The organism is Pseudomonas sp. GW821-FHT09C10, from assembly GCF_059418085.1.
Genome location: NZ_JBWKPE010000003.1, coordinates 1 through 21,465 on the forward strand (window position 1 = coordinate 1; position 21,465 = coordinate 21,465).

The following is a 21,465-nucleotide window of genomic DNA, read 5'->3' on the forward strand; positions in this document are numbered from 1 at the left end:
GCCCCTCCCACATGGGAATGCATTCCAAATGTGGGAGGGGCGGTGCGACGATTCGACTTGCCCCCGATGACGGCCTGACAGACACCACAAGAGGTGACTATGAACAACTGGATCAGCGCCCTCGCCGACCTGCAAAACCAGGGTGAACCCTGCGTACTGGTGACCATCATCGAAGAGCTCGGCTCCACGCCGCGCAATGCCGGTTCGAAGATGGTGATCAGTGCCGCGCAAACCTTCGACACCATCGGCGGCGGGCACCTGGAATACAAGGCCATGCAGATCGCCCGCGACATGCTTGTGCGTGGCCAGCAGAACACCCATCTGGAGCGCTTCAGCCTCGGCGCCAGCCTGGGCCAGTGCTGCGGGGGCGTCACCGTGCTGCTGTTCGAACCCATGGGCCAGGTGCAGGCGCAGATCGCGGTGTTCGGTGCCGGCCATGTCGGCCGTGCGCTGGTGCCGTTGCTGGCGAGCCTGCCGTGCCGGGTACGCTGGATCGATTCCCGCGAACAGGAGTTTCCGGAACATATCCCCCAGGGCGTACGTAAAATCATCAGCGAAGAGCCGGTGGACGAAATTGCCGACCTGCCGGTGGGCAGTTACTGCATCGTCATGACCCACAATCACGCACTGGACCTGGAACTGACCGCCGCCCTGCTCAAGCGCAATGACTTTGCCTACTTCGGCCTGATCGGTTCGAAGACCAAACGCGTCAAGTTCGAACACCGCCTGCGCGATCGCGGCTTCGACGCCGCACAGTTGCAACGCATGCGTTGCCCCATGGGCCTCAGCGAGGTGAAGGGCAAGTTGCCGGTGGAGATCGCCATCTCCATCGCCGGCGAAATCATCGCCACCTATAACGCCAATTTCGGCCAGCACACCGCGAGCGCCGAACCCATTGCCAAACTGCTTGTGGCTTCGCGCCGCAGCCAAGCTTTGACTTCTTTTGCCAAGAATTGAGACGACCATGCCTTTGACTCGCAAAGCCTACCGTGCCGCCCTCCTGCACAGCATCGCCGACCCCGCTGAAGTTGGGGTCGAAGCCTCGTTTGAGTATTTCGAAGACGGCCTGCTGGTGATCGAAAACGGCCGGATCAGCGCCATTGGCCATGCCGGCGACCTGCTGCCGAGCTTGCCTGCCGACATCGACATCACCCATTACCAGGATGCGCTGATCACCCCCGGCCTGATCGACACCCATATCCACCTGCCGCAAACCGGCATGGTCGGCGCGTATGGCGAGCAGTTGCTGGACTGGCTCAACACCTACACCTTCCCGTGCGAAAGCCAGTTCGCCGACAAGGCCCACGCCGAGGAAGTCGCAGATATTTTCATCAAGGAACTGCTGCGCAACGGCACCACCACCGCACTGGTGTTCGGCAGCGTGCATCCGCAGTCGGTGAACGCATTCTTTGAAGCGGCGGAAAAACTCGACCTGCGCATGATCGCCGGCAAGGTGATGATGGACCGCAACGCTCCGGACTACCTCACCGACACCGCCGAATCGGGCTACCAGCAAAGCAAGGCACTGATCGAACGCTGGCACGGCAAGGGCCGCCTGCACTATGCGGTCACCCCGCGTTTTGCGCCGACCAGCACGCCGGAACAATTGGCGCTCGCCGGACAACTCTTGGGCGAATACCCGGACCTGTACATGCAGACGCACATCAGTGAGAACAAGCAGGAAATCGAGTGGGTGAAGGCGCTGTTTCCGGAGCGCAGCGGCTATCTGGATGTGTACGACCACTACCAGCTGCTGGGCGAGCGCTCGGTGTTTGCCCACGGCGTGCACCTGTGTGATGAGGAATGTGCGCGGTTGGCGGAGACGGGGTCGGCGGTGGCGTTCTGTCCGACCTCGAACCTCTTCCTCGGCAGCGGCCTGTTCAACTTGCCGATGGCCGAGAAACACAAGCTGAATGTCGGCCTGGGCACCGATGTGGGTGGCGGCACCAGTTTCTCGCTGCTGCAAACCTTGAACGAAGCCTACAAGGTCATGCAACTGCAGGGCGCGCGGTTGAGCCCCTTCAAGTCGCTATACCTGGCCACCCTGGGCGGTGCGCGGGCGCTGCGCCTGGAAGACAAGATCGGCACGTTGCAGCCGGGCACCGATGCAGACTTCCTGGTGCTGGACTACAACGCCACGCCGCTGCTGAGCTATCGCTTGAAGCAGGCCAATAACATTGCCGAGACGTTGTTCGTATTGATGACCCTGGGGGATGATCGGACGGTGTTGCAGACCTACGCTGCCGGCCAACTCGTGCACCAACGCTGATCTGCGCCACGACACAAAACAAATGTGGGAGGGGGCTTGCTCCCGATAGCGGCGGATCAGTTAACACATGACTAACTGAACCACTGCCATCGGGGGCAAGCCCCCTCCCACATTTTGTCCCGGGTGAGCCAGGGCAATTACAGCTTTATCGAGGAACGACCCGGCTTCTTGGTCTGCAACAAATGCGAGAACACCGCATGTAAATCATCCGACGCACTTTCCTCGTCGAGGTTGAGCTTGCTGTCGATGTGATCCATGTGATGCATCATCAAATTCACCGCCAGCGCCGCGTCCCTCGCTTCGATAGCGTCGATCAGTTGCGTGTGCTCATCGTAGGAACAGTGCGAGCGGTTGCCGCTTTCGTACTGGGCGATGATCAACGAGGTCTGGGACACCAGGCTACGCTGGAAGCTGATCAGCGGCGCGTTTTTCGCGGCTTCGGCCAGCTTGAGGTGGAATTCGCCGGAGAGGCGGATGCCCGCACCGCGATCGCCGCGGGAGAAGCTGTCGCGCTCGTCGTTGACCATCTGGCGCAGTTCGGCCAGTTGCTCGGCGGTGGCGTGCTGCACTGCCAGCTCGGTGATCGCTCGCTCTACCAGGCGCCGGGCCAGGAACACCTGGCGTGCTTCTTCCACGCTTGGGCTCGCCACCACCGCGCCACGATTGGGCCGCAGTAGCACCACGCCTTCATGGGCCAGGCGCGACAGCGCGCGGCGAATAATGGTGCGGCTGACGCCGAAGATTTCGCCCAGTGCCTCTTCACTCAATTTGGTACCGGGTGCCAGGCGCTGCTCGAGGATCGCCTCGAAGATATGCGCGTAGACGATATCGTCCTGGGTTCCGCTGCGACCGGCCTTGCCGGCTCGCGGTTGTTTCTTGAGAGGTTGCAACTGTTCGTTCATGGGCACTCGGGTAGGGAGAACGGCGGCGAATTAACGGTAATACGGCAACTTTAAGGTAATACGGCAACACGGGGTCGCTGGCAAGTATCACCTAAAAACAGCGCACATTGTACACAACCCACTGCGCCAACACACACTGTACGGCTGTTTGCGGTGCCGTCTGTATTGCAATGAGTCGTTACGTTTGAGTTTAGGCTTGAATCTGCGCCGTCACCGGCAAACACCCAGGTAAAAGGAACACCTCTCCATGACCGACGCCACCCAAGCGCCCTTGCGCCCGCTGGCCGACACTTCTGCCTCCGCCGTCGTCGCCGGCTTTATCGCCATGATGACCGGCTATACCAGCTCCCTGGTGCTGATGTTCCAGGCCGGCCAGGCTGCCGGCTTGACCACGGCGCAGATTTCTTCGTGGATCTGGGCGATTTCCATCGGCATGGCGGTCTGCAGCATCGGCCTGTCCCTGCGCTATCGCACGCCGATCACCATTGCCTGGTCCACCCCCGGCGCGGCGCTGTTGATCACCAGCCTGGGCGGTGTGAGTTACGGCGAGGCCATCGGTGCCTACATCACCTGCGCGGTGCTGGTGGCGCTCTGCGGGCTCACCGGCAGCTTTGAAAAACTGGTCAAGCGTATCCCTGCGTCGTTGGCGGCCGCCTTGCTGGCGGGGATCCTGTTCAAGATCGGCAGCGAGATTTTCGTCGCTGCGCAGCATCGCACCGGCCTGGTCCTGGGGATGTTTTTCACCTACCTGATCATCAAGCGTCTGTCGCCACGCTACGCGGTACTGGCCGCCCTAGTGATCGGTACCCTGCTGTCGGGGCTGATGGGCTTGCTGGACTTCAGCGGTTTCCACCTGGAAGTGGCGACGCCGGTATGGACGACGCCGCACTTCTCGCTGGCGGCAACCATCAGCATCGGGATTCCGTTGTTCGTGGTGGCGATGACCTCGCAGAACATGCCCGGCGTCGCCGTCCTGCGGGCCGATGGCTATAACGTGCCGGCCTCGCCGCTGATCACCGCCACCGGCCTGGCCTCGCTGGTGCTGGCGCCCTTTGGCTCCCACGGCATCAACCTGGCGGCGATCAGCGCAGCGATCTGCACCGGCCCCCATGCCCATGAAGACCGTAATAAACGCTACACCGCCGCCGTATGGTGCGGTGTGTTCTACGGGATAGCCGGGGTGTTCGGCGCAACACTGGCGGCACTGTTCGCAGCCTTGCCCAAGGAACTGGTGCTGTCGATTGCGGCCTTGGCCTTGTTTGGCTCGATCATCAATGGCTTGAGTATCGCCATGAATGAGCCGAAGGAACGGGAAGCGGCGCTGATCACCTTCATGGTCACCGCGTCAGGCTTGACGTTGTTTTCCATCGGGTCGGCGTTCTGGGGAATTGTGGCGGGGGTGTTGACGCTGCTGATTCTGAACTGGCGCAAGGCATAAAAAAACGGCGACCCTCAGGTCGCCGTTTTTTTCAGTATCAGTTAGCCGCGTTGATCGGCTTTTCCGGATACCACACGTCCAGCAGCGGGCTGACTTCAGCCTTGGTCAGCTCGGAACGGGTTTTCAGCCAGGCTTCGACGGCAGCGCGCTGCTCTTCGGAGACCGAGCCACGCTTCTGCAGGCAAACCAGACCGTAGTCGTCGCCGCCGACATAGCCCAGGCCGTTGGCTTCCATGGCTTCTTTGATGAATGCTTCGAGGAAAGCGTCGATAGCTTCTTCACTCAGGCCTTCTTTGAAGTCCAGGTTCAGTTCGAAACCCAGCTCTTGAAATTCATCAACGCACAGTTTTTTGCGCAGACGCTGGGAACGGTTAGTCGCCATTGGAACAATCCTCATAAGTAATAACGGGCGGCACTTTAGCAGTTTAAGGCGACGATTGCCCGACTCTCTGGGACGGGCGGCCGTTTGCTGTTAAAAAAACGCCGATTACCAGCTATCGTTCAGCTACAAGTGCCTTCACCTTGGGGCATAATGCCGACACTTTCATGACCATTGAGGGATTTTTCCTATTTACCCCTCGCCTTTTTCACCCTCCTCAGCAGTAGGGTTTTATTTCTTATGATCAAATCTTTGCGTCCATTGCTACTTGCCAGTTTTCTCCTGCCACTGGCCTTTTCCACCTCCGCGGCCCCGATCAATAACACCTTGCCTGCAAACGTCCAGCAGGCACTGGCCAAAGCCAAGCTGCAAAACACTGCGCTGTCCCTAGTGATGATCCCTCTGAACGGCCCCGGCACCCCCACGGTATTCAACGCCGACGTCTCGGTAAACCCGGCTTCCACCATGAAGCTGGTCACCACCTATGCGGCCCTGGAAATGCTCGGCCCCAACCACCAGTGGAAAACCGAGTTCTACACCGACGGCACCCTCAGCGGTGGCGTGTTGCACGGCAACCTGTACCTCAAGGGCGGCGGCGACCCCAAGCTGAATATGGAAAAACTCTGGCTGCTGATGCGCGACCTGCGGGCCAATGGCGTGCAGCAAGTCACCGGCGACCTGGTGCTGGACCGCAGTTTCTTCAACCAGCCGCAGTTGCCGGAATTCAATGACGACGGCAACGACGAGAACAAACCGTTCCTGGTCAAGCCCGACGCCCTGCTGGTCAACCTCAAGGCCCTGCGCTTTGTGACCCGCAACGATTCGGGCCGCGTGCTCGTCTCGGTCGAACCGCCGATTGCCAGCATCCGCATCGACAACCAGGTCAAGGCCTCCAACGCCAAGCAGTGCACCGGCGACGTACGCTACAACCCGGTCACGGGCGCCGATGGCAGTATGACGGTCACCGTCAGCGGCCAATTGGCCGATGGCTGCAGCTCGCAGACTTATCTGTCGTTGCTGGACCACGCCACCTACACCGCCGGTGCGGTACGGGCGATCTGGCAGGAACTGGGCGGCACCATTCAGGGCCGCGATATCCAGGCACCGGTGCCCAAGGATGCCAAGGTACTGGCCCGCGCCTTTTCGCCGGACCTGGCGGAAATCATCCGTGACATCAACAAATACAGTAACAACACCATGGCCCAGCAATTGTTCCTGAGCCTGGGCGCGCAGTTCCGCAACGATGCCGACGGCGACGATGCCAAGGCCGCGCAACGTGTAGTGCGCCAGTGGCTGGCGAAAAAAGGCATCACCGCGCCACACCTGGTGATGGAGAACGGTTCGGGCCTGTCCCGTGCCGAACGGGTCAGCGCCCGCGAGATGGCCGCCATGCTGCAAGCCGCCTGGAAAAGCCCCTACGCGGCGGAATACATCAGCTCGATGCCGATCGCCGGCACCGACGGCACCATGCGCAAACGCCTGAAGACCACCGCCATGCGCGGCGAAGCCCACGTCAAGACCGGTACCTTGAACACCGTGCGCGCCATTGCCGGGTTCAGCCGCGACAACAATGGCAACACCTGGGCGGTGGTGGCGATCCTCAACGATCCGAAGCCGTGGGGCGCGTCGTCGGTGCTGGACCAGGTGCTGCTGGATCTGTACCGCCAGCCAAAACTGGCGGCGGCGGCTCCCGTCCTATAGGAGCGAGCATCAGGCCCGCGCCCTCTCGGCCTCCACCCGGTCCCTGCCCGCCTGCTTGGCCACGTACACCGCCGAGTCGGCACGCAACAACAGGCCATCAATGCCTTCATCCACCCGCCAGCTGGCCACACCAAAGCTGGCGGTGACGATGCCCACCGGTTCCATCGGCAGGCTACGCAGCGATTGCCATAACTCCATCGCCAAGTTGTAGGCCTGCTCACCATCGGTGTTGGGGCACAGCACCATGAACTCCTCGCCCCCCAGGCGGCAGAATACATCGGTACGGCGCAGACGCTGACTGATGCGCTTGCACAACTCCTGCAACACCCCATCGCCAACCGCGTGCCCGTGCTGGTCGTTGATCCGCTTGAAATGATCGATATCGAGCATGATCACCGACAGCGCCCCACTGGTCCGGTTGAGCCTCGCCATCTCGGCCCTGAGGCGGTCCTGGAAATAGCGACGGTTGTGAATCCCGGTCAGGGAATCTGTGATGGACAGCGCGCGCAGTTCCTCTTCAACCCGCTTCAAGTCGGAAATGTCCGACACATAGCCATGCCACAGCGTACCGCCCCCCGGTAACTCTTCCGGGGTGGCCTCGCCGCGAATCCAGCGCACCCCCCGTTGCGGCAACTGCACCCGGTACTCTTCGCGCCAGTGGCTCAACTGCAATGCCGACAGGCGAATCGAGGCCCGCACCCGATCCGCGTCCAGCGGGTGGATTCGCTCGAAGACCTTCGTCGCATCCCGCTGCAACGCGCTGACCTCGATTTCATAGATATCGCGCATGCCGTCGCTGGCGTAGATAAAGCGCCAGTTATCCTGGGGTTCCAGGGTGAATTGGAAGATCCCCCCAGGTACGTGGGCACTGAGTTTCTTGAGCAGGCGGTCCCGCGCCGCCAGGGCCTCGTAGGCGCGTTTCTGCTCGGTGACGTCCAGGTAAATCGCGAGGTGCCCGACCCACAGGCCATGGTCATCCAGCAAGACGGTGGCCAACATGTTCACAATCAGCTGACTGCCATCCTGGCGGATCAAGGTCCACTCCCGGGCTTCGTGCAGGTTGTCGGGGCTTTCCACCAGCATCGCCTGGCTCGCCGGGATACGCTTGCCCAAGGTCACGCTCAGGCTCGCGGAACGCGCCTCCAGCTCCAACGCCAAGTGCAGGCTTTCCAGGGTCAGCTTGCCCACCACCTGGTCGGCCTCGTACCCCAGCATCTGCTCGGCACCGGCGTTGAAGGTGTTGATCACGCCCCGCAAGTCAGTGGCAATGATCGCCACTTGGGTAGCGGCGTTGAGTACGCTGCGCAACTGGCCATGGGCACCCCGTAGTTCCTGCTCACGCAAGCGCAACTGCACAGTGCGCTGCTCCACCAGTTTCAATGCACGCTGGCGTTGGCTCACCAGCACATAGAGCAAGGCGCTGAGCAGCAGGCTGAGTAGGCTACCCATGGTCAGGATCGTGGACAGCGAGGAATAGTTGGCCTGCTCGAACACCTTGCTCGGGCGCAGGCTCAGGGCGTACACATGGTCGCCCAGGGTCAGGCGACGCGCGCCAGCAAGGTCACTGTTGGCCACGGTATTGCCGGACTCGAAGAGCACGCGCTTTTGCAGGTCGGAGGTGTCGACGATCTGCATCACCAGGTTGTCCCGCTCCGCTTTTGGCAAGCCGTCGGCGACCAACTGGCGCATGCTGATCACCGCCATCACGTAACCGTATGGCTCATTTGGGGAAGGCTCGGACGTGGGCAGGTGACTCACCGGCGCGACCAGTAATACACCCGTGGCATAAGCCGGCTCGACCCCCACCAACTGCATCGGTTGGGACACCGCCAGCTTGCCGCTCTTTTGCGCCCGCTCAAGGGTAGAGCGCCGCAGGGGCTGGGCCAACAGATCAAAACCCAGGGGCGACCCCAGCAGGCTTTGAGTCTGGCTGTAGAGCACCGGAACGTATTCATCACGCTCGGGCGCCGGGGCCAGTTCGCCAGCGCTATTAAGTTCACGGATAACAAAGGGTACCCCACGCAGGCGGGACACCTCTTGTTCAAATTGGCTGCGCTGTTCGCGAAACACACGGGGTGCCCAGGCGTAGGCGCGGGCGCGCAACAGTAACGGCTGGGCAAAGCCGTCGAACTCCTCGCGGGACACAACATCGGAGTTGACGAAGAACCGTCGCAGGCTGTTCAGGCGTTGTTCCTGATCCTCGAAACGCTCCTGCAAGCGGGTGTAACGCTCGTTGACCAGCAACTGAAAGCGCTGGCGAACCTGTTGCTGATAGAGGTCGGAGGCCGCCCAGGCGACGATGGCCGTCAACGCAAAACCTGCCAATAACACCACCAACGCCACCAGCCAAGCCGACGCCTGTTCACTGATAAAGCCTAGGATTTTCGGGCGAACGGCTTGCAACGGCATAGGCAACACTCACAACGCCAGCGTGCGGGGGGTGTCACTTTGGCTAGGCCTTAAGTTATAGCCATCGGCCCAGGGTTTGACCAGCGTAAAAAAGCCGCAAGCCCGGAATAGTCCAGGCTTGCGGCTTTTTCGTGGCGGCGATCAGCGAGCAGTGATTTTCCACGCCCGGTGGATCTTCGCATTACGCGCAAAATCCGGATCGATGGTCTTGTCGCTGATTTCCTCGACCGCATAGCGTTCGCTGAGATTGTCCTCCAGCTGGAACTTGCGGAAGTTGTTCGAGAAGTACAGCACGCCACCCGGTGCCAGGCGCGCCATGGCCAGGTCGAGCAACTGCACGTGGTCGCGCTGGACGTCGAAGATGCCTTCCATGCGCTTGGAGTTGGAGAAGGTCGGCGGGTCGATGAAGATCATGTCGAACTCATCGCGGCTGGCCTCCAGCCAGGCCATCACATCGCCCTGCTCCAGGCGGTTCTTGTCGGAAAAACCGTTGAGCGAGAAGTTGCGTCGCGCCCAGTCCAGGTAGGTCTTGGACAGGTCGACACTGGTGGTGCTGCGCGCGCCGCCCTTGGCTGCGTGCACACTGGCGGTGGCGGTGTAGCAATACAGGTTGAGGAAACGCTTGCCGGCCGCTTCCTTCTGGATACGCATGCGCATCGGACGATGGTCGAGGAACAGACCGGTGTCCAGGTAGTCGGTGAGGTTGACCAGCAGCTTCACGCCGCCTTCGCTGACCTCGGTGAATTTGCCCTGGGCACTCTGGCGCTCGTACTGCTTGGTACCGCTCTGGCGCTCGCGACGCTTGACCACCACGCGGCTCTTGTCGATGTTCAGCGCCTGGGGAATGGCCGCCAGGGCGTCGAACATGCGGGCCGAGGCTTTTTCCGGGTCGATGGATTTTGGCGCAGCGTATTCCTGCACGTGGACCCAGTCGTGGTACAGGTCGATGGCCATGGAGTATTCAGGCATATCGGCGTCGTAGACGCGGTAGCAATCCACCCCTTCACGCTTGGCCCACTTGCCCAGCAGCTTGAGGTTCTTTTGCAGGCGGTTGGCGAACATCTGCCCGCCTTCGCTCAGGCGCGCCTGCTCGACCACGGGGGCCGGGGCGGGCTTGATCGGGTTGCCGTTCTTGTTGTACTGGCGCTCTTGCGGCTCGGCCGGAGCCTGGTCGTAAACGGCCTGCTCACGTTCGGCCTGGCGCTGTTCCGGGGTACGGCGCTCGCCGGTGACGAACTGATCCGGGTTGACCTTGATCAGCAGCAACTTGCACGGCAATGCGCCGTTCCAGAACGAATACTGCTTGTGGCTGCGGATCCCCATGCGCTTGCCCAGGTCCGGCGCGCCAGTGAACACCGCCGCTTCCCAGCCCATGCAGGCCTGGCGCAGACGCTCGCCGAGGTTCTGGTAGAGGTACAACAGGCTGGCTTCGTCACCCAAGCGCTCGCCGTAGGGCGGGTTGCAGATCACCAGGCCTTTCTGGTTCTGGTCCGGGCGCGGCTCGAAGGTGCCGACTTCGCCCTGGTACACCTTGATCCAGTGGCTCAGGCCGGCGCGCTCGATGTTGTTGCGGGCGGGCTGGATCAGGCGCGGGTCGGCTTCGTAGCCCCGCACCCACAACGGCGGCTTGTTCATGCCGATCGCCGCGCGTTCAGTGGCTTCGGCGTGGAGTTTTTTCCACAGCGCCGGGACGTGACCGAGCCAGGTGGTGAAGCCCCACAATTCGCGATTGAGGTTAGGTGCCATGTCGGCGGCGATCATCGCCCCTTCCACCAGGAAGGTGCCCACGCCGCACATCGGGTCAGTCAGCGCGCCGCCTTCGGCAGCAATGCGCGGCCAGCCGGCACGAATCAGGATCGCCGCCGCGAGGTTTTCCTTCAACGGCGCGGCGCCCTGCTGCAGGCGGTAGCCGCGCTGGTGCAGGCTGTGGCCGGACAGGTCGAGGGACAGGATCGCTTCGCCACGGTCCAGGCGCAGGTGGATGCGCAGGTCGGGGTTGATCTTGTCGATGGACGGGCGTTCGCCGGTCGGGGTACGCAGCTTGTCGACGATCGCATCCTTGACCTTCAGCGCGCCGAAGTGGGTGTTGTCGATGCCTGAGCCGTGACCGCTGAATTCCACCGCCAGGGTACCGTCAGAGACCATGTGATCGGCCCATTCAATATCCAGCACACCGTGGTAGAGGTCTTCGGCGTCCTTCATTGGGAAGCGCTTGAGCACCAGCAACACACGGTTGGCCAGGCGCGACCAGAGGCACAGGCGGTAGGCGGTTTCCATGTCGGCCATGCCGCGCACGGCCGAGGTGTGCTCGCGGGCTTCCTCAAGGCCAAGCCCGACGGCTTCCTCGATCAGCAGACCTTCGAGGCCCTTGGGGCAGGTGAGGAAGAGTTCAAAACGGTCCGACATGGGGCATTCCAGGCTTTTCAGCAATAAGTGAACGGGCGACGCATCGCCGGCTCGGTTTTCAATCAAGCACTTTTCTTAAGAGTGCTCGCGTGGCACGAATGTGCCGTTCCACCCCGTCTGACGGGCCTTGGAGCCTTTATTGACGGGGCAGAGAGAGAATTTGACGCAACAAAAAGAAATATTCCGACCCTTCGTCGAATAATAACCGACTGCAACCGGCGGACATTCTCACTAAAGGATTAAACCCATCCTCTTTGCAGGGTGCATCATAGCTGGCTTTGCCCAACAAATGGGGCGAAAAGCCATCCCAGCTTATGGCTATAGCATCGTTATCGTTACGTGCTTATGACAAAACGATCATTGAATCCATGTGACCTATTGGTTAGAACTCAACACAGGTTGGCGCCGCAACGACGCCGACACATAGGCTCGCCACGCCGGCAGCGAGCCCACCAACGGCAGAAAAACTCTGCCCGGCCTCAGACGAGGCCGAAGGATATCAAGACAGTCAACAAGTGAGGGAAACACCCTATGAGAAGACTTAAGCGTGATCCGTTGGAAAGAGCATTTTTACGCGGATATCAATATGGCGTTCATGGCAAATCCCGTGAGCTTTGCCCATTTACTCTACCGTCGGTACGCCAAGCCTGGATCAACGGCTGGCGAGAAGGACGCGGCGACAACTGGGACGGTATGACTGGCACTGCGGGAATCCACAGACTCAACGAACTTCACGCCGTCGGCTAATCAAGGGCATTTAATTCCGACACCACCTCGAATATGTAGCGACTTAACCACGCACGCCCTATCCAGGCGGCGGGCTTCGGCCCAGGGGCTCCTCTTAAGGAGCCCTTTTTATTGGCCTGAGCATAATGAGGACTACCGCAGGAGCGAGATTGCTCGCGAAGAACCCGAGGGCGCCGCGTTAAACCAGATGCGCCGCGCTATCGTTGACGTTCTTCGCGAGCAAGCTCGCTCCTACACGCGCAAGGCCGCAATCGCATCCACTGACTGGCGGATCAGCGCCGGGCCTTTATAAATAAAACCCGAGTACAACTGCACCAGGCTGGCGCCCGCAGCGATCTTCTCGGCGGCATGCTTACCTTCGGTAATGCCGCCCACCGCGATGATCGGCAAACGCCCGGCCAACTCAGCGGCCAGCACCTTGACGATATGGGTGCTCTTGTCACGCACTGGCGCACCCGACAGGCCACCCGCTTCATCGCCATGGGCCAACCCTTCGACGCCGACACGGCTGAGGGTGGTGTTGGTCGCGATGACCGCATCCATGCCCGCATCCACCAGGGCCTGGGCCACCAGCACGGTTTCTTCGTCACTCATGTCCGGGGCGATCTTGATTGCCAGCGGCACGCGCTTGCCATGGCGCACGGCCAGGTCTTCCTGGCGTTGGCGCAGGGCTTCGAGCAGTTGCTTGAGCGAATCGCCGAACTGCAGGCTGCGCAGGCCCGGGGTGTTGGGCGAGCTGACGTTGACGGTGACATAGCTGGCGTGGGCGTAGACCTTGTCCAGGCAGATCAGGTAGTCATCCACTGCACGCTCGACCGGCGTGTCGAAGTTCTTGCCGATATTGATACCGAGGATGCCTTTGTACTTTGCGGCCTCGACGCGCGACAGCAGATGATCGACGCCCAGGTTGTTGAACCCCATGCGATTGATGATCGCCTCGGCTTCCGGCAGACGGAAGATACGCGGCTTGGGGTTACCCGGTTGCGGTCGCGGCGTCACGGTGCCGATCTCCACAAAACCGAAACCCAGCTGCGCGAAGCCATCGATGGCCGCACCGTTCTTGTCCAGGCCGGCGGCCAGTCCGACCGGGTTGGGGAAGTCGAGCCCCATCACCGACACCGGCATTTTCGCCGGCGCCTTGCATACCAGGCCATTGAGCCCCAGGCGGCCACCGGCGCCGATCAGGTCCAGGGACAGATCGTGGGAGGTTTCCGGGGAGAGTTTGAACAACAGCTGGCGGGCCAGGGTATACATGGGCGGGCTAGACTCGGATGGCGGCGGAAGGTGGCGGCGATTATAGCGGGGTGGCGGGGTGCACGCGAGGCGCGCCGCCCAAACGTCAGTAGCGTTGCTGTACCAGGGTCTCATAACGTGCCCAGATTTTTTCTGCATAGCGCATGCGCAACGCGTCGCGCTCAGGGCCGGAGCCGGGCCCGACATTGTAGGACCCCACCGCCGTCCAGTTGTAGCCAAAGCGCTGGATAAACTCGGCCAGTATGGAGGCCCCGACTTCCACCGACAGGCAGGGTTCACTCAACAGCCTTTCCTCGGTGATACCCAGCTTGAGCAGACGAGGTAAATGGATACTGTTGATCTGCATCAGGCCGATATCCCGTGTGCCGTTACCGTTGGCGTAGTTCATCGCATCCGGGCGAAAATCCGACTCCACGGCGGCGATAGCCTGTAGCAATTCCGGTTCGATATCGTAGCGGCGGGCAGTTTCCTCCCAGCAATAGGCCAATGCCTGATTGCCGCTCGTCACCAGGCCAAGGCACAGTAGCCTGCGCCAGAACTTAGCCATGACTGACTTGGCCACAGGCCGAACACACATGCTGCCGGGTATCCATAGGCCCACGCCCATGGCGCTCAGCCTTCACCGGGCAGGTAAAGCGATACCCGCGACCATAGATGGTCTTGATAAAGCCTTTGTCAGCGCCAAGATGCTTGCGCAGCGAATAAATGCAACGGGTCAGCGACTCCTCGGCGACCTCCCCCTGAGGCCAGGCCAGCTCCAGCAAGCGGTCCTTGGTCATCAGTACACCGCCAGAGACCAGCAGCAGCCGCAAAACATGCAGCTCCTTGGGTGGCAACTGGACATCGCTGCCGTCTCCGGTCAAGCGACCATCGCCATGCAGCGTCCACCGGGAAAAGAGCAGGGAAGTCGCCGTCAATTCATCATTAACGACGGCCATATCTACCTCGACATCCGACTACTGACATTGAAGCCCTTATTTTCCAGTACTGGCCCTTGCGCCCACATCACGACTATAAAAAACCGCCTTGCAGGCCACGCTAGGAAAAAACCCATACAGCCAACGATTTTTAGCAACACCCTGTAAGACACTTCACCCATACACATCAGGCGCTCCCCTTTTATAGACCTCGTGCAACTCAACGCCCAACCGATCCTCCAGTTGCACCAACTCGCCCAATGCGAGCAACCGGCCATTAACCCGAACTTCCACGCAGTGGATGATGCCGGGCGACAATGGCAACACCTTCCCAGGAGCAAAGGCTGCCAGGCGCCTGCGGCTGATCAGTTGTTCCTGTAGAAGAATTTCCAAATGCATGGGGCAACGCCTTATTCACGGAGAACCATCGCGACCCGGGCGTACGAACGCACGTTGCACGCGCTCGTATTGCGCCGCACTCAACGGTGGCGGGCCAACGCCAGTGGCCAACGTTTTCATCTCGCCTCCCACGGCCCGGGCCTCAATCACAAACAGGCGAACCTTGGCCGGGCCAGCTGAAACGGTGCTGCGTCCCGACTCATGTGCCTCACGGCTGAACGCTCCCAGCCACAGGCGCTTACCCTGCGGCACCCTTGCCACGCTGCTGACACTCACCCGGCCGACCGCGGTCGCTTTGCCGCCCCGCCCCGCCTGGTTCAATTGTCGACCATCCTCGACATGGAGCAGCATCTCGATCTGGTTCCCTTCGGCAAAACGCGGCAGCACGCTGACCTGGGAACCGTATTGCACGGGCTTCCAATCAGCATGGTCGGCTCCGGGAGCTGTCAGGTAGAAGGTGTGGTTATCCTGGAACACGGCCGGCACATTCTCCTGGGTGAGAATCACCGGCAACGTCATCACCCTTGCTCGCCGCCGGCGCTCCAGCGTGGCGATTTGCTCCATCAAGCGGATATCGTCCATCGGTTCCAGAATTCGCGTGGCCTGGGCCTTCGCATCCTTCTCCCGGTCAAAATCCAGCTTTTTCAGTTCATCACGGTCTACGTCCACCATCCATAGCGAGACTTCGATAGAACGCTTGGGGGTGTCCAACTCCGCCACCAGGCGCTCGATGAGAGCCAGTTGCGCTGGCTTACCCTTGATCAGCAGGCTATTGGTATCCGGATAGGCACTCACAACCAGGCTCTTGTCGGCCAACGCTCCCTTCTGTTCAGAGCCCAACAGGGTTTCGATCGTCGATGCGATGCCCGGCACCGTGACCTTTTCGTTGCCCATGGCGTACCCTCGGTCTGCCACATGGGTGTTGAGTACCTGAACCACAGCAAACGCCTGGTTGCCTATGTGCAATTCAGCACGCTCGCGATCCATCAACTGGGCCAGACGCAAGACCTGGTCGACATAATGGGGAGGCCCGGACACATGGAATGTCCGCGCCCCGCTCACGCGCAGGGGATAACGCGTTTCATCAAGTCCCGAGCGGCGCATGAAGCCACGAAACCTGTCGACCGATATATGCCGCAATACCACCGCCAAGCTTTTCGCCTCGTTGACGGCGTAGAGGTAGAGCGCCTGCCCATCGCCGTACCAGATCAAGCCGTATTGCTGTGAAAGCATCTCCAGGGCCTGTTGCGGCATATCGAGGTCAATGACCTCGCTGATGCGTATGCGCGCCACTTCACTGCTCACGACGATGGGTAGGCCCATCGGCACGGACAAGGCGGTAAAGACGGTATGCAGGCTCTCGTCCCGTGCCTGGTAGGTCTGGCCCTGGGCATCGACACTTCCCAGCATCAGCGCGGCAAACAGCAGCCAGAGACAGGCAGTGGTTACGGAAAAATGAGCGTACACCTTGGATTTCCTGGGCAGCCTGGTAGTAAGAAGCGGCCATACTGAGAGGCAGCCGAGTTTCAATCTTGATGAAAAGTTGACGGCTGGCGGTGCCCATCGGCCCGTGGCATGTGCCTTGCTACGGACTCTGTATCAAGGCGCGCACCAACGGCGGAGCGGGCTTACGGACAAAGGCGTCGTTACCCGCAATGGCCTTGCATCGCCATCTGAGGGAACGACGCTTTTTTGTGAAAGAAAAGGTAGGTGTTGATGAACGATTCGGTTGGCAACAGCCCGACGAACGACCCACTGGCTTGGGTCAACGGCAGTGACGCCCCGGAAAAGAGCAGCCTTGACCTGGGCTTCATGGCCTTGAGCGATTGCGCATCCCTGGTGGTGGCAGCGACCCAGGGCTTCGCCCAGCCGTATGGCTTGACCCTCAACCTCAAGCGCCAATCTTCATGGGCCAACCTGCGGGACAAACTGGTCAGCGGCGAGCTGGACGCCGCCCACAGCCTGTACGGGCTGGTCTATGCCGTGCACCTGGGCATCGGCGGCGTCGCACCTACCGACATGGCAGTCTTGATGGGGCTGAACCAGAACGGCCAAAGCATCAACCTGTCCCGCAGCCTGCAACAGCAGGGCGTGGTCACTCCTGAGGCGCTGGACCGCCACGTGCACCAAAGCCGAACAAAACTGACTTTCGCCCAGACCTTTCCCACAGGTACTCACGCCATGTGGTTGTACTACTGGCTGGCGAGCCAAGGCATTCATCCGCTACAGGATGTGGACAGCGTCGTGGTACCGCCCCCGCAAATGCTCGCGCACCTGCAGGCCGGGCGTATCGATGGCTTTTGCGTCGGCGAGCCCTGGTGCGCCAGTGCCGTCAAGCAACACCAGGGCTTTACCCTGGCGACCAGCCAGGCGATCTGGCCGAACCATCCGGAAAAGGTGCTCGGCTGCACCCAGGCGTTTGTCGACCAGTACCCCAACACCGCCCGCGTGTTGGTGATGGCGATCCTCGAGGCCAGCCGCTTTATCGAGCAAAACACCGAAAACCGCCGCTCCACCGCACAATTGCTCAGCGGCCGCGAGTACCTCGATGCCCCGCTCGATTGCATCGAACCCCGCTTGCTGGGCACCTATGACGACGGCCTGGGCAACCAGTGGCAGGACCCGCACGCCCTGCGTTTTTTTGCCGATGGCGAGGTCAACCTGCCCTACCTCTGCGATGGCATGTGGTTCATGACCCAGTTCCGACGCTGGGGCCTGCTGCGCGAAGACCCTGACTACCTCGGCGTTGCGCGCCAAGTGCAACAGCTGGCGCTGTATCGCCAAGCCGCCGGGGCACTGGGCCTTAGCGACAACGGCGAGGACATGCGCAGCAGCCAACTGATCGACGGTAAGATCTGGGACGGCTCGGACCCCGCCGGCTACGCGCGCAGCTTCCGCCTGCATGCCATGGTCGACCCTACCAGCCGCCAAGCCTTGCGCTGACAGGAGGATTTCCATGCTGCGAATCCTGTTGATCAATGACACGCCGCGCAAAGTCGGCCGCCTGAGGGCAGCACTGATCGAGGCTGGTTTTGAAGTGATCGATGAGTCCGGCCTGACCATCGACCTGCCTGCGCGCGTCGAAACGGTGCGCCCGGACGTCATCCTGATCGATACCGAGTCACCGGGCCGCGATGTGATGGAGCAAGTGGTGCTGGTCAGCCGCGACCAGCCCCGGCCCATCGTGATGTTTACCGACGAGCACGACCCCGACGTGATGCGCCAGGCCATCAAGTCCGGGGTCAGCGCCTATATCGTCGAAGGCATTCAGGCGCAGCGCCTGCAGCCGATCCTCGACGTGGCCATGGCTCGCTTCGAGAGCGACCAGGCCTTGCGCGCCCAGCTCCAGGCCCGTGACCAGCAGTTGGCCGAGCGCAAGCGCATCGAGTTGGCCAAGGGCATGCTGATGAAAATGAAGGCCTGCAATGAGGAAGAGGCCTACACCCTGATGCGCCGCCAGGCCATGAGCCGCCAGCAGAAACTGATCCAGGTGGCGGAGCAGATCATCGCCATGAGTGAGCTGCTCGGCTGAGCACCCTACGGCCAGCAGGTTGGCGCAGGACTTGCTAAGTAATCACCACAGGTAACCAACGGCGGTTGCCCCTTCACGACAAAGACGTCGCACACCCGGTTTGCCCTCGCGAACCCGGTGGCGGCGTTTTTTTGTTTTGGCCCCGGTAGCACGGGGCCGGTGGGGCGGCCTCAGCCGGCGGCTCCATCACCAGGCCTTCTTACAAGACTCCCAACCGTTGAGGTGCGTGATGAAATCAAGCTTCTGGAAATCCGGGCACACCCCGACCCTGTTTGCCGCGTTCCTGTATTTCGACCTGAGTTTCATGGTCTGGTATTTGTTGGGCCCGCTGGCGGTGCAGATTGCCGCCGACCTGCACCTGACCACCCAACAACGCGGCCTGATGGTGGCGACGCCGATCCTGGCCGGCGCGGTGCTGCGCTTCCTGATGGGCATGCTGGCGGACAAGCTGTCGCCCAAGACTGCCGGGCTGATTGGCCAGGTGATTGTGATCGTCGCCTTGTTCAGCGCCTGGAAACTGGGGATTCACAGCTACGAACAAGCCTTGTTGCTGGGACTGTTCCTCGGCATGGCCGGCGCATCCTTTGCGGTGGCGCTGCCGCTGGCGTCCCAATGGTACCCGGCCGAACACCAGGGCAAGGCCATGGGCATCGCCGGTGCCGGTAACTCGGGCACGGTGTTCGCGGCGTTGCTGGCCCCGGTGCTGGCGGCGGCGTTTGGCTGGAGCAATGTGTTCGGCTTTGCGCTGATTCCGCTGATCCTGACGCTGATCGTCTTCGCCTGGCTGGCACGCAATGCACCCGAGCGGCCGAAAGCCAAGTCCATGGCCGATTATTTCAAGGCCCTGGGCGACCGCGACAGCTGGTGGTTCATGTTTTTCTACAGCGTGACCTTCGGCGGTTTTATCGGCCTGGCCAGCGCCCTGCCCGGCTATTTCAACGACCAATACGGCCTGAGCCCCATGACTGCCGGCTACTACACCGCCGCCTGCGTGTTCGGTGGCAGCCTGATGCGCCCACTGGGCGGCGCCCTGGCCGACCGTTTCGGCGGAATCCGCACCCTGCTCGGCATGTACAGTGTCGCGGCGATCTGCATTGCGGCAGTGGGTTTCAACCTGCCCAGCTCCTACGCGGCACTGGCGCTCTTCGTCTGCACCATGCTCGGCCTGGGTGCGGGCAATGGCGCGGTGTTCCAGTTGGTGCCACAGCGTTTCCGGCGTGAGATCGGTGTGATGACCGGCTTGATCGGCATGGCCGGCGGCATCGGCGGTTTCGCCCTGGCCGCGGGCATGGGCGCAATCAAGCAGAGCACCGGCAGCTATCAACTGGCCTTGTGGCTGTTCGCCAGCCTGGGCGTACTGGCCTGGTTCGGCCTGCATGGCGTCAAGCGTCGCTGGAGAACCACCTGGGGTTCGGCCGCAGTGACCGCTGCGCGCGTCTGATGAGCCTGCAACTGAGCGTCGCCCACGCCAGCGCCATCGGCCCACGGGCGGAAAACCAGGATGCGCTGCGGGTCGTCACCCCCGCAGCGGAACTGGCGGCGAGCAAAGGCTACCTGTGCGCCATGGCCGACGGTGTGAGCCAGTGCGCCGACGGCGGCCTGGCCGCACGCTCGACTTTGCAAGCCCTGGCCCTGGATTACTACGCCACGCCGCAAACCTGGGGTGTGGCACAGGCATTGGAGCGCTTGCTGCTGGCGCAAAACCGCTGGTTGCAGGCCAATGGCGGCGGCCAGCCGTTGCTGACCACCCTCAGTGCCCTGGTCTTTCGCGGCCAGCGTTTCACCCTGGCCCATGTCGGTGATTGCCGGGCGTATCGCTGGCTGGACGGTGAGTTGCAGCGCATCAGCGAAGACCATGTGTGGGAGCAACCGGGCATGCAGCACGTGCTCAAGCGTGCCCTCGGCCTGGATCAGCACCTGGTGCTGGATTTTCTCGACGGTCAATTGCGTGAAGGTGAGTGCTTCCTGCTGCTCAGCGACGGCGTCTGGGCCACCCTGGGCGATCACAGCATCAGCGCGATCCTGCGCGAACAAACCGACCTGGACCTGGCGGTCACCACGCTGGTCAATGCCGCACACCTGGCGGGCAGCCAGGACAATGCCAGCGCCTTGCTGGTGCGCGTCGACACACTCGGCGCTGCCACCCTCGGTGACGCCCTGGTGCAATTGCAGCAATGGCCCTTGCCACCGCTGCTGAAATCCGGGCAACGCTTTGAAGGCTGGCAGGTGGACAGCGTGCTGGCGCAAAGCAGGCAGTCGTTGCTGTACCGGGTGCGCGATGCCCAACAGCAGCCCTGGCTGCTGAAAACCCTGCCACTGAGCCGCGACGACGACAGCGACGCCGGCCAGGCATTACTGTCGGAAGAGTGGTTTTTGCGACGGGTAGCCGGGCGTGCCTTTCCTGAGGTGCACGCCGCCAGCGGGCGCCAGCATTTGTACTACGTCATGCGGGAATACCCGGGGCAGACCCTGGCCGAGCTGTTCCAGCACCAGGGCCCATTGCCCCTGGCGCAATGGCAGTCCGTCGCCGAGCGTTTGCTGCGCGCAGTCGGCATGCTGCACCGACGGCAGATCCTGCACCGCGACATCAAGCCGGAAAACCTGCTGCTGGGGGATGACGGTGAATTGCGCGTGCTGGATTTCGGCCTGGCCTACTGCCCCGGTCTTTCCGAGGACCGGGCCCACGTACTGCCCGGCACCCCGTGCTTTATCGCGCCCGAAGCGTTCAATGGCGATCGTCCGACAGCCCAGCAGGATTTGTACAGCGTAGGCGTCACCTTGTATTACCTGTTGACCGGGCATTACCCCTACGGGGAAATCGAAGCCTTCCAACGGCCTCGATTTGCCCAGGCTGTCAGCGCCAGCCGCTATCGCCCGGATCTCCCCGACTGGCTCCCCCTGAGCCTGGAGCGGGCCGTGGCTGCCCAGCCGGCGCATCGCTATGAAACCGCCGAGGAATGGCTGCTGGTGCTGGAACAGGCTGACCGCCATGAACTGAGCATTCGCCCCAGGCCCCTGCTGGAGCGCGAACCGTTGAAGGTCTGGCGCACCTTGGGCCTGGTCTCGATGCTGATCAATCTGATTCTTCTGTATTCACTCTTTCACAACTGAC

At 61.6% G+C, this 21,465-nt stretch carries 18 protein-coding genes; 9 read left to right on the forward strand and 9 right to left on the reverse strand.

Features of this window, described 5'->3' with window-relative positions; genetic code table 11:
* Nucleotides 1–99 precede the first annotated feature (99 nt).
* The gene (gene xdhC / locus AC07OT_RS06930) at nucleotides 100–957 is read left to right on the forward strand and encodes a xanthine dehydrogenase accessory protein XdhC (RefSeq protein ID WP_495107772.1); all 858 of its coding nucleotides are present in this window, start codon (nucleotides 100–102) and stop codon (nucleotides 955–957) included.
* Nucleotides 958–964: 7 nt separating this feature from the next.
* On the forward strand, nucleotides 965–2,269 hold the full coding sequence (gene guaD / locus AC07OT_RS06935; protein WP_495107773.1) for a guanine deaminase: 1,305 nt from the start codon (nucleotides 965–967) through the stop codon (nucleotides 2,267–2,269).
* A gap of 137 nt (nucleotides 2,270–2,406) precedes the next feature.
* Here the strand turns inward: guaD and AC07OT_RS06940 are convergent, their stop codons facing one another.
* Nucleotides 2,407–3,171 (reverse strand): GntR family transcriptional regulator, encoded by a 765-nt coding sequence (locus AC07OT_RS06940; protein WP_015885332.1) that lies wholly within the window; start codon nucleotides 3,169–3,171, stop codon nucleotides 2,407–2,409.
* A gap of 247 nt (nucleotides 3,172–3,418) precedes the next feature.
* On the opposite strand from AC07OT_RS06940, the gene AC07OT_RS06945 reads away from it, so the two are divergent.
* Nucleotides 3,419–4,609, forward strand: coding sequence for a benzoate/H(+) symporter BenE family transporter (locus tag AC07OT_RS06945; RefSeq protein WP_253491723.1), 1,191 nt, complete (start codon nucleotides 3,419–3,421; stop codon nucleotides 4,607–4,609).
* 37 nt (nucleotides 4,610–4,646) lie between these two features.
* Here AC07OT_RS06945 and AC07OT_RS06950 read toward each other — a convergent pair whose 3' ends face one another.
* On the reverse strand, nucleotides 4,647–4,991 hold the full coding sequence (locus AC07OT_RS06950; RefSeq protein ID WP_495107774.1) for a YggL family protein: 345 nt from the start codon (nucleotides 4,989–4,991) through the stop codon (nucleotides 4,647–4,649).
* A gap of 237 nt (nucleotides 4,992–5,228) precedes the next feature.
* Here AC07OT_RS06950 and dacB point away from each other — a divergent pair, with 237 nt between their 5' ends.
* Nucleotides 5,229–6,689: a D-alanyl-D-alanine carboxypeptidase/D-alanyl-D-alanine endopeptidase gene (gene dacB / locus AC07OT_RS06955; protein WP_027603700.1), complete on the forward strand. Its 1,461-nt coding sequence runs from the start codon at nucleotides 5,229–5,231 to the stop codon at nucleotides 6,687–6,689.
* Between the two features lie 9 nt (nucleotides 6,690–6,698).
* Here dacB and AC07OT_RS06960 read toward each other — a convergent pair whose 3' ends face one another.
* Complete coding sequence (locus tag AC07OT_RS06960) at nucleotides 6,699–9,098, reverse strand: sensor domain-containing diguanylate cyclase (protein ID WP_495107775.1); 2,400 nt, start codon at nucleotides 9,096–9,098, stop codon at nucleotides 6,699–6,701.
* A 141-nt stretch (nucleotides 9,099–9,239) separates the two neighbouring features.
* Entirely contained in the window at nucleotides 9,240–11,504 is a 2,265-nt protein-coding gene (gene rlmKL / locus AC07OT_RS06965; protein ID WP_115488463.1) for a bifunctional 23S rRNA (guanine(2069)-N(7))-methyltransferase RlmK/23S rRNA (guanine(2445)-N(2))-methyltransferase RlmL, read from the reverse strand.
* Between the two features lie 531 nt (nucleotides 11,505–12,035).
* Between rlmKL and rmf the strand changes: the two genes are divergently transcribed.
* Entirely contained in the window at nucleotides 12,036–12,251 is a 216-nt protein-coding gene (gene rmf, locus AC07OT_RS06970) for a ribosome modulation factor (protein WP_002553055.1), read from the forward strand.
* A gap of 231 nt (nucleotides 12,252–12,482) precedes the next feature.
* Here the strand turns inward: rmf and AC07OT_RS06975 are convergent, their stop codons facing one another.
* The 5 genes from AC07OT_RS06975 to sctC all read right to left on the reverse strand — a co-directional run bounded on the left by AC07OT_RS06975 (nucleotide 12,483) and on the right by sctC (nucleotide 16,231).
* On the reverse strand, nucleotides 12,483–13,505 hold the full coding sequence (locus AC07OT_RS06975; RefSeq protein ID WP_115488464.1) for a quinone-dependent dihydroorotate dehydrogenase: 1,023 nt from the start codon (nucleotides 13,503–13,505) through the stop codon (nucleotides 12,483–12,485).
* 85 nt (nucleotides 13,506–13,590) lie between these two features.
* Nucleotides 13,591–14,052, reverse strand: a complete 462-nt coding sequence (locus tag AC07OT_RS06980; RefSeq protein WP_495100625.1) for a transglycosylase SLT domain-containing protein — start codon at nucleotides 14,050–14,052, stop codon at nucleotides 13,591–13,593.
* Nucleotides 14,045–14,443, reverse strand: coding sequence for a winged helix-turn-helix domain-containing protein (locus tag AC07OT_RS06985; RefSeq protein ID WP_115488466.1), 399 nt, complete (start codon nucleotides 14,441–14,443; stop codon nucleotides 14,045–14,047). Before AC07OT_RS06985 ends, AC07OT_RS06980 begins: the two co-directional genes overlap by 8 nt.
* 153 nt (nucleotides 14,444–14,596) lie before the next feature.
* Nucleotides 14,597–14,836: a FliM/FliN family flagellar motor switch protein gene (locus tag AC07OT_RS06990; protein WP_305881724.1), complete on the reverse strand. Its 240-nt coding sequence runs from the start codon at nucleotides 14,834–14,836 to the stop codon at nucleotides 14,597–14,599.
* Complete coding sequence (sctC, locus tag AC07OT_RS06995) at nucleotides 14,837–16,231, reverse strand: type III secretion system outer membrane ring subunit SctC (RefSeq protein ID WP_495107928.1); 1,395 nt, start codon at nucleotides 16,229–16,231, stop codon at nucleotides 14,837–14,839.
* 306 nt (nucleotides 16,232–16,537) lie between these two features.
* Between sctC and AC07OT_RS07000 the strand changes: the two genes are divergently transcribed.
* From AC07OT_RS07000 to AC07OT_RS07015, 4 genes are all read left to right on the forward strand, one after another.
* Nucleotides 16,538–17,764, forward strand: a complete 1,227-nt coding sequence (locus AC07OT_RS07000; protein ID WP_495107776.1) for a CmpA/NrtA family ABC transporter substrate-binding protein — start codon at nucleotides 16,538–16,540, stop codon at nucleotides 17,762–17,764.
* Between the two features lie 13 nt (nucleotides 17,765–17,777).
* Nucleotides 17,778–18,353 (forward strand): ANTAR domain-containing response regulator, encoded by a 576-nt coding sequence (locus AC07OT_RS07005; RefSeq protein ID WP_065940675.1) that lies wholly within the window; start codon nucleotides 17,778–17,780, stop codon nucleotides 18,351–18,353.
* Between the two features lie 229 nt (nucleotides 18,354–18,582).
* Nucleotides 18,583–19,794 (forward strand): nitrate/nitrite transporter, encoded by a 1,212-nt coding sequence (locus AC07OT_RS07010; RefSeq protein ID WP_027603689.1) that lies wholly within the window; start codon nucleotides 18,583–18,585, stop codon nucleotides 19,792–19,794.
* Nucleotides 19,794–21,464, forward strand: a complete 1,671-nt coding sequence (locus AC07OT_RS07015; protein WP_495107777.1) for a bifunctional protein-serine/threonine kinase/phosphatase — start codon at nucleotides 19,794–19,796, stop codon at nucleotides 21,462–21,464. Before AC07OT_RS07010 ends, AC07OT_RS07015 begins: the two co-directional genes overlap by 1 nt.
* Nucleotide 21,465: the final 1 nt, after the last annotated feature.

Excerpts from the sequence above, each read along its gene's own strand:
- rmf (WP_002553055.1), top strand. The coding sequence starts at position 12,036 with ATGAGAAGACTTAAGCGTGATCCGTTGGAAAGAGCATTTTTACGCGGA.
- AC07OT_RS06980 (WP_495100625.1), bottom strand. The coding sequence starts at position 14,052 with ATGGCTAAGTTCTGGCGCAGGCTACTGTGCCTTGGCCTGGTGACGAGC.
- xdhC (WP_495107772.1), top strand. The coding sequence starts at position 100 with ATGAACAACTGGATCAGCGCCCTCGCCGACCTGCAAAACCAGGGTGAA.
- guaD (WP_495107773.1), top strand. The coding sequence starts at position 965 with ATGCCTTTGACTCGCAAAGCCTACCGTGCCGCCCTCCTGCACAGCATC.
- AC07OT_RS06940 (WP_015885332.1), bottom strand. The coding sequence starts at position 3,171 with ATGAACGAACAGTTGCAACCTCTCAAGAAACAACCGCGAGCCGGCAAG.
- AC07OT_RS06945 (WP_253491723.1), top strand. The coding sequence starts at position 3,419 with ATGACCGACGCCACCCAAGCGCCCTTGCGCCCGCTGGCCGACACTTCT.
- AC07OT_RS07000 (WP_495107776.1), top strand. The coding sequence starts at position 16,538 with ATGAACGATTCGGTTGGCAACAGCCCGACGAACGACCCACTGGCTTGG.
- AC07OT_RS06975 (WP_115488464.1), bottom strand. The coding sequence starts at position 13,505 with ATGTATACCCTGGCCCGCCAGCTGTTGTTCAAACTCTCCCCGGAAACC.
- sctC (WP_495107928.1), bottom strand. The coding sequence starts at position 16,231 with ATGCTGGGAAGTGTCGATGCCCAGGGCCAGACCTACCAGGCACGGGAC.
- AC07OT_RS06960 (WP_495107775.1), bottom strand. The coding sequence starts at position 9,098 with ATGCCGTTGCAAGCCGTTCGCCCGAAAATCCTAGGCTTTATCAGTGAA.
- AC07OT_RS06950 (WP_495107774.1), bottom strand. The coding sequence starts at position 4,991 with ATGGCGACTAACCGTTCCCAGCGTCTGCGCAAAAAACTGTGCGTTGAT.
- rlmKL (WP_115488463.1), bottom strand. The coding sequence starts at position 11,504 with ATGTCGGACCGTTTTGAACTCTTCCTCACCTGCCCCAAGGGCCTCGAA.
- AC07OT_RS07015 (WP_495107777.1), top strand. The coding sequence starts at position 19,794 with ATGAGCCTGCAACTGAGCGTCGCCCACGCCAGCGCCATCGGCCCACGG.
- dacB (WP_027603700.1), top strand. The coding sequence starts at position 5,229 with ATGATCAAATCTTTGCGTCCATTGCTACTTGCCAGTTTTCTCCTGCCA.
- AC07OT_RS07005 (WP_065940675.1), top strand. The coding sequence starts at position 17,778 with ATGCTGCGAATCCTGTTGATCAATGACACGCCGCGCAAAGTCGGCCGC.
- AC07OT_RS06985 (WP_115488466.1), bottom strand. The coding sequence starts at position 14,443 with ATGGCCGTCGTTAATGATGAATTGACGGCGACTTCCCTGCTCTTTTCC.
- AC07OT_RS07010 (WP_027603689.1), top strand. The coding sequence starts at position 18,583 with ATGAAATCAAGCTTCTGGAAATCCGGGCACACCCCGACCCTGTTTGCC.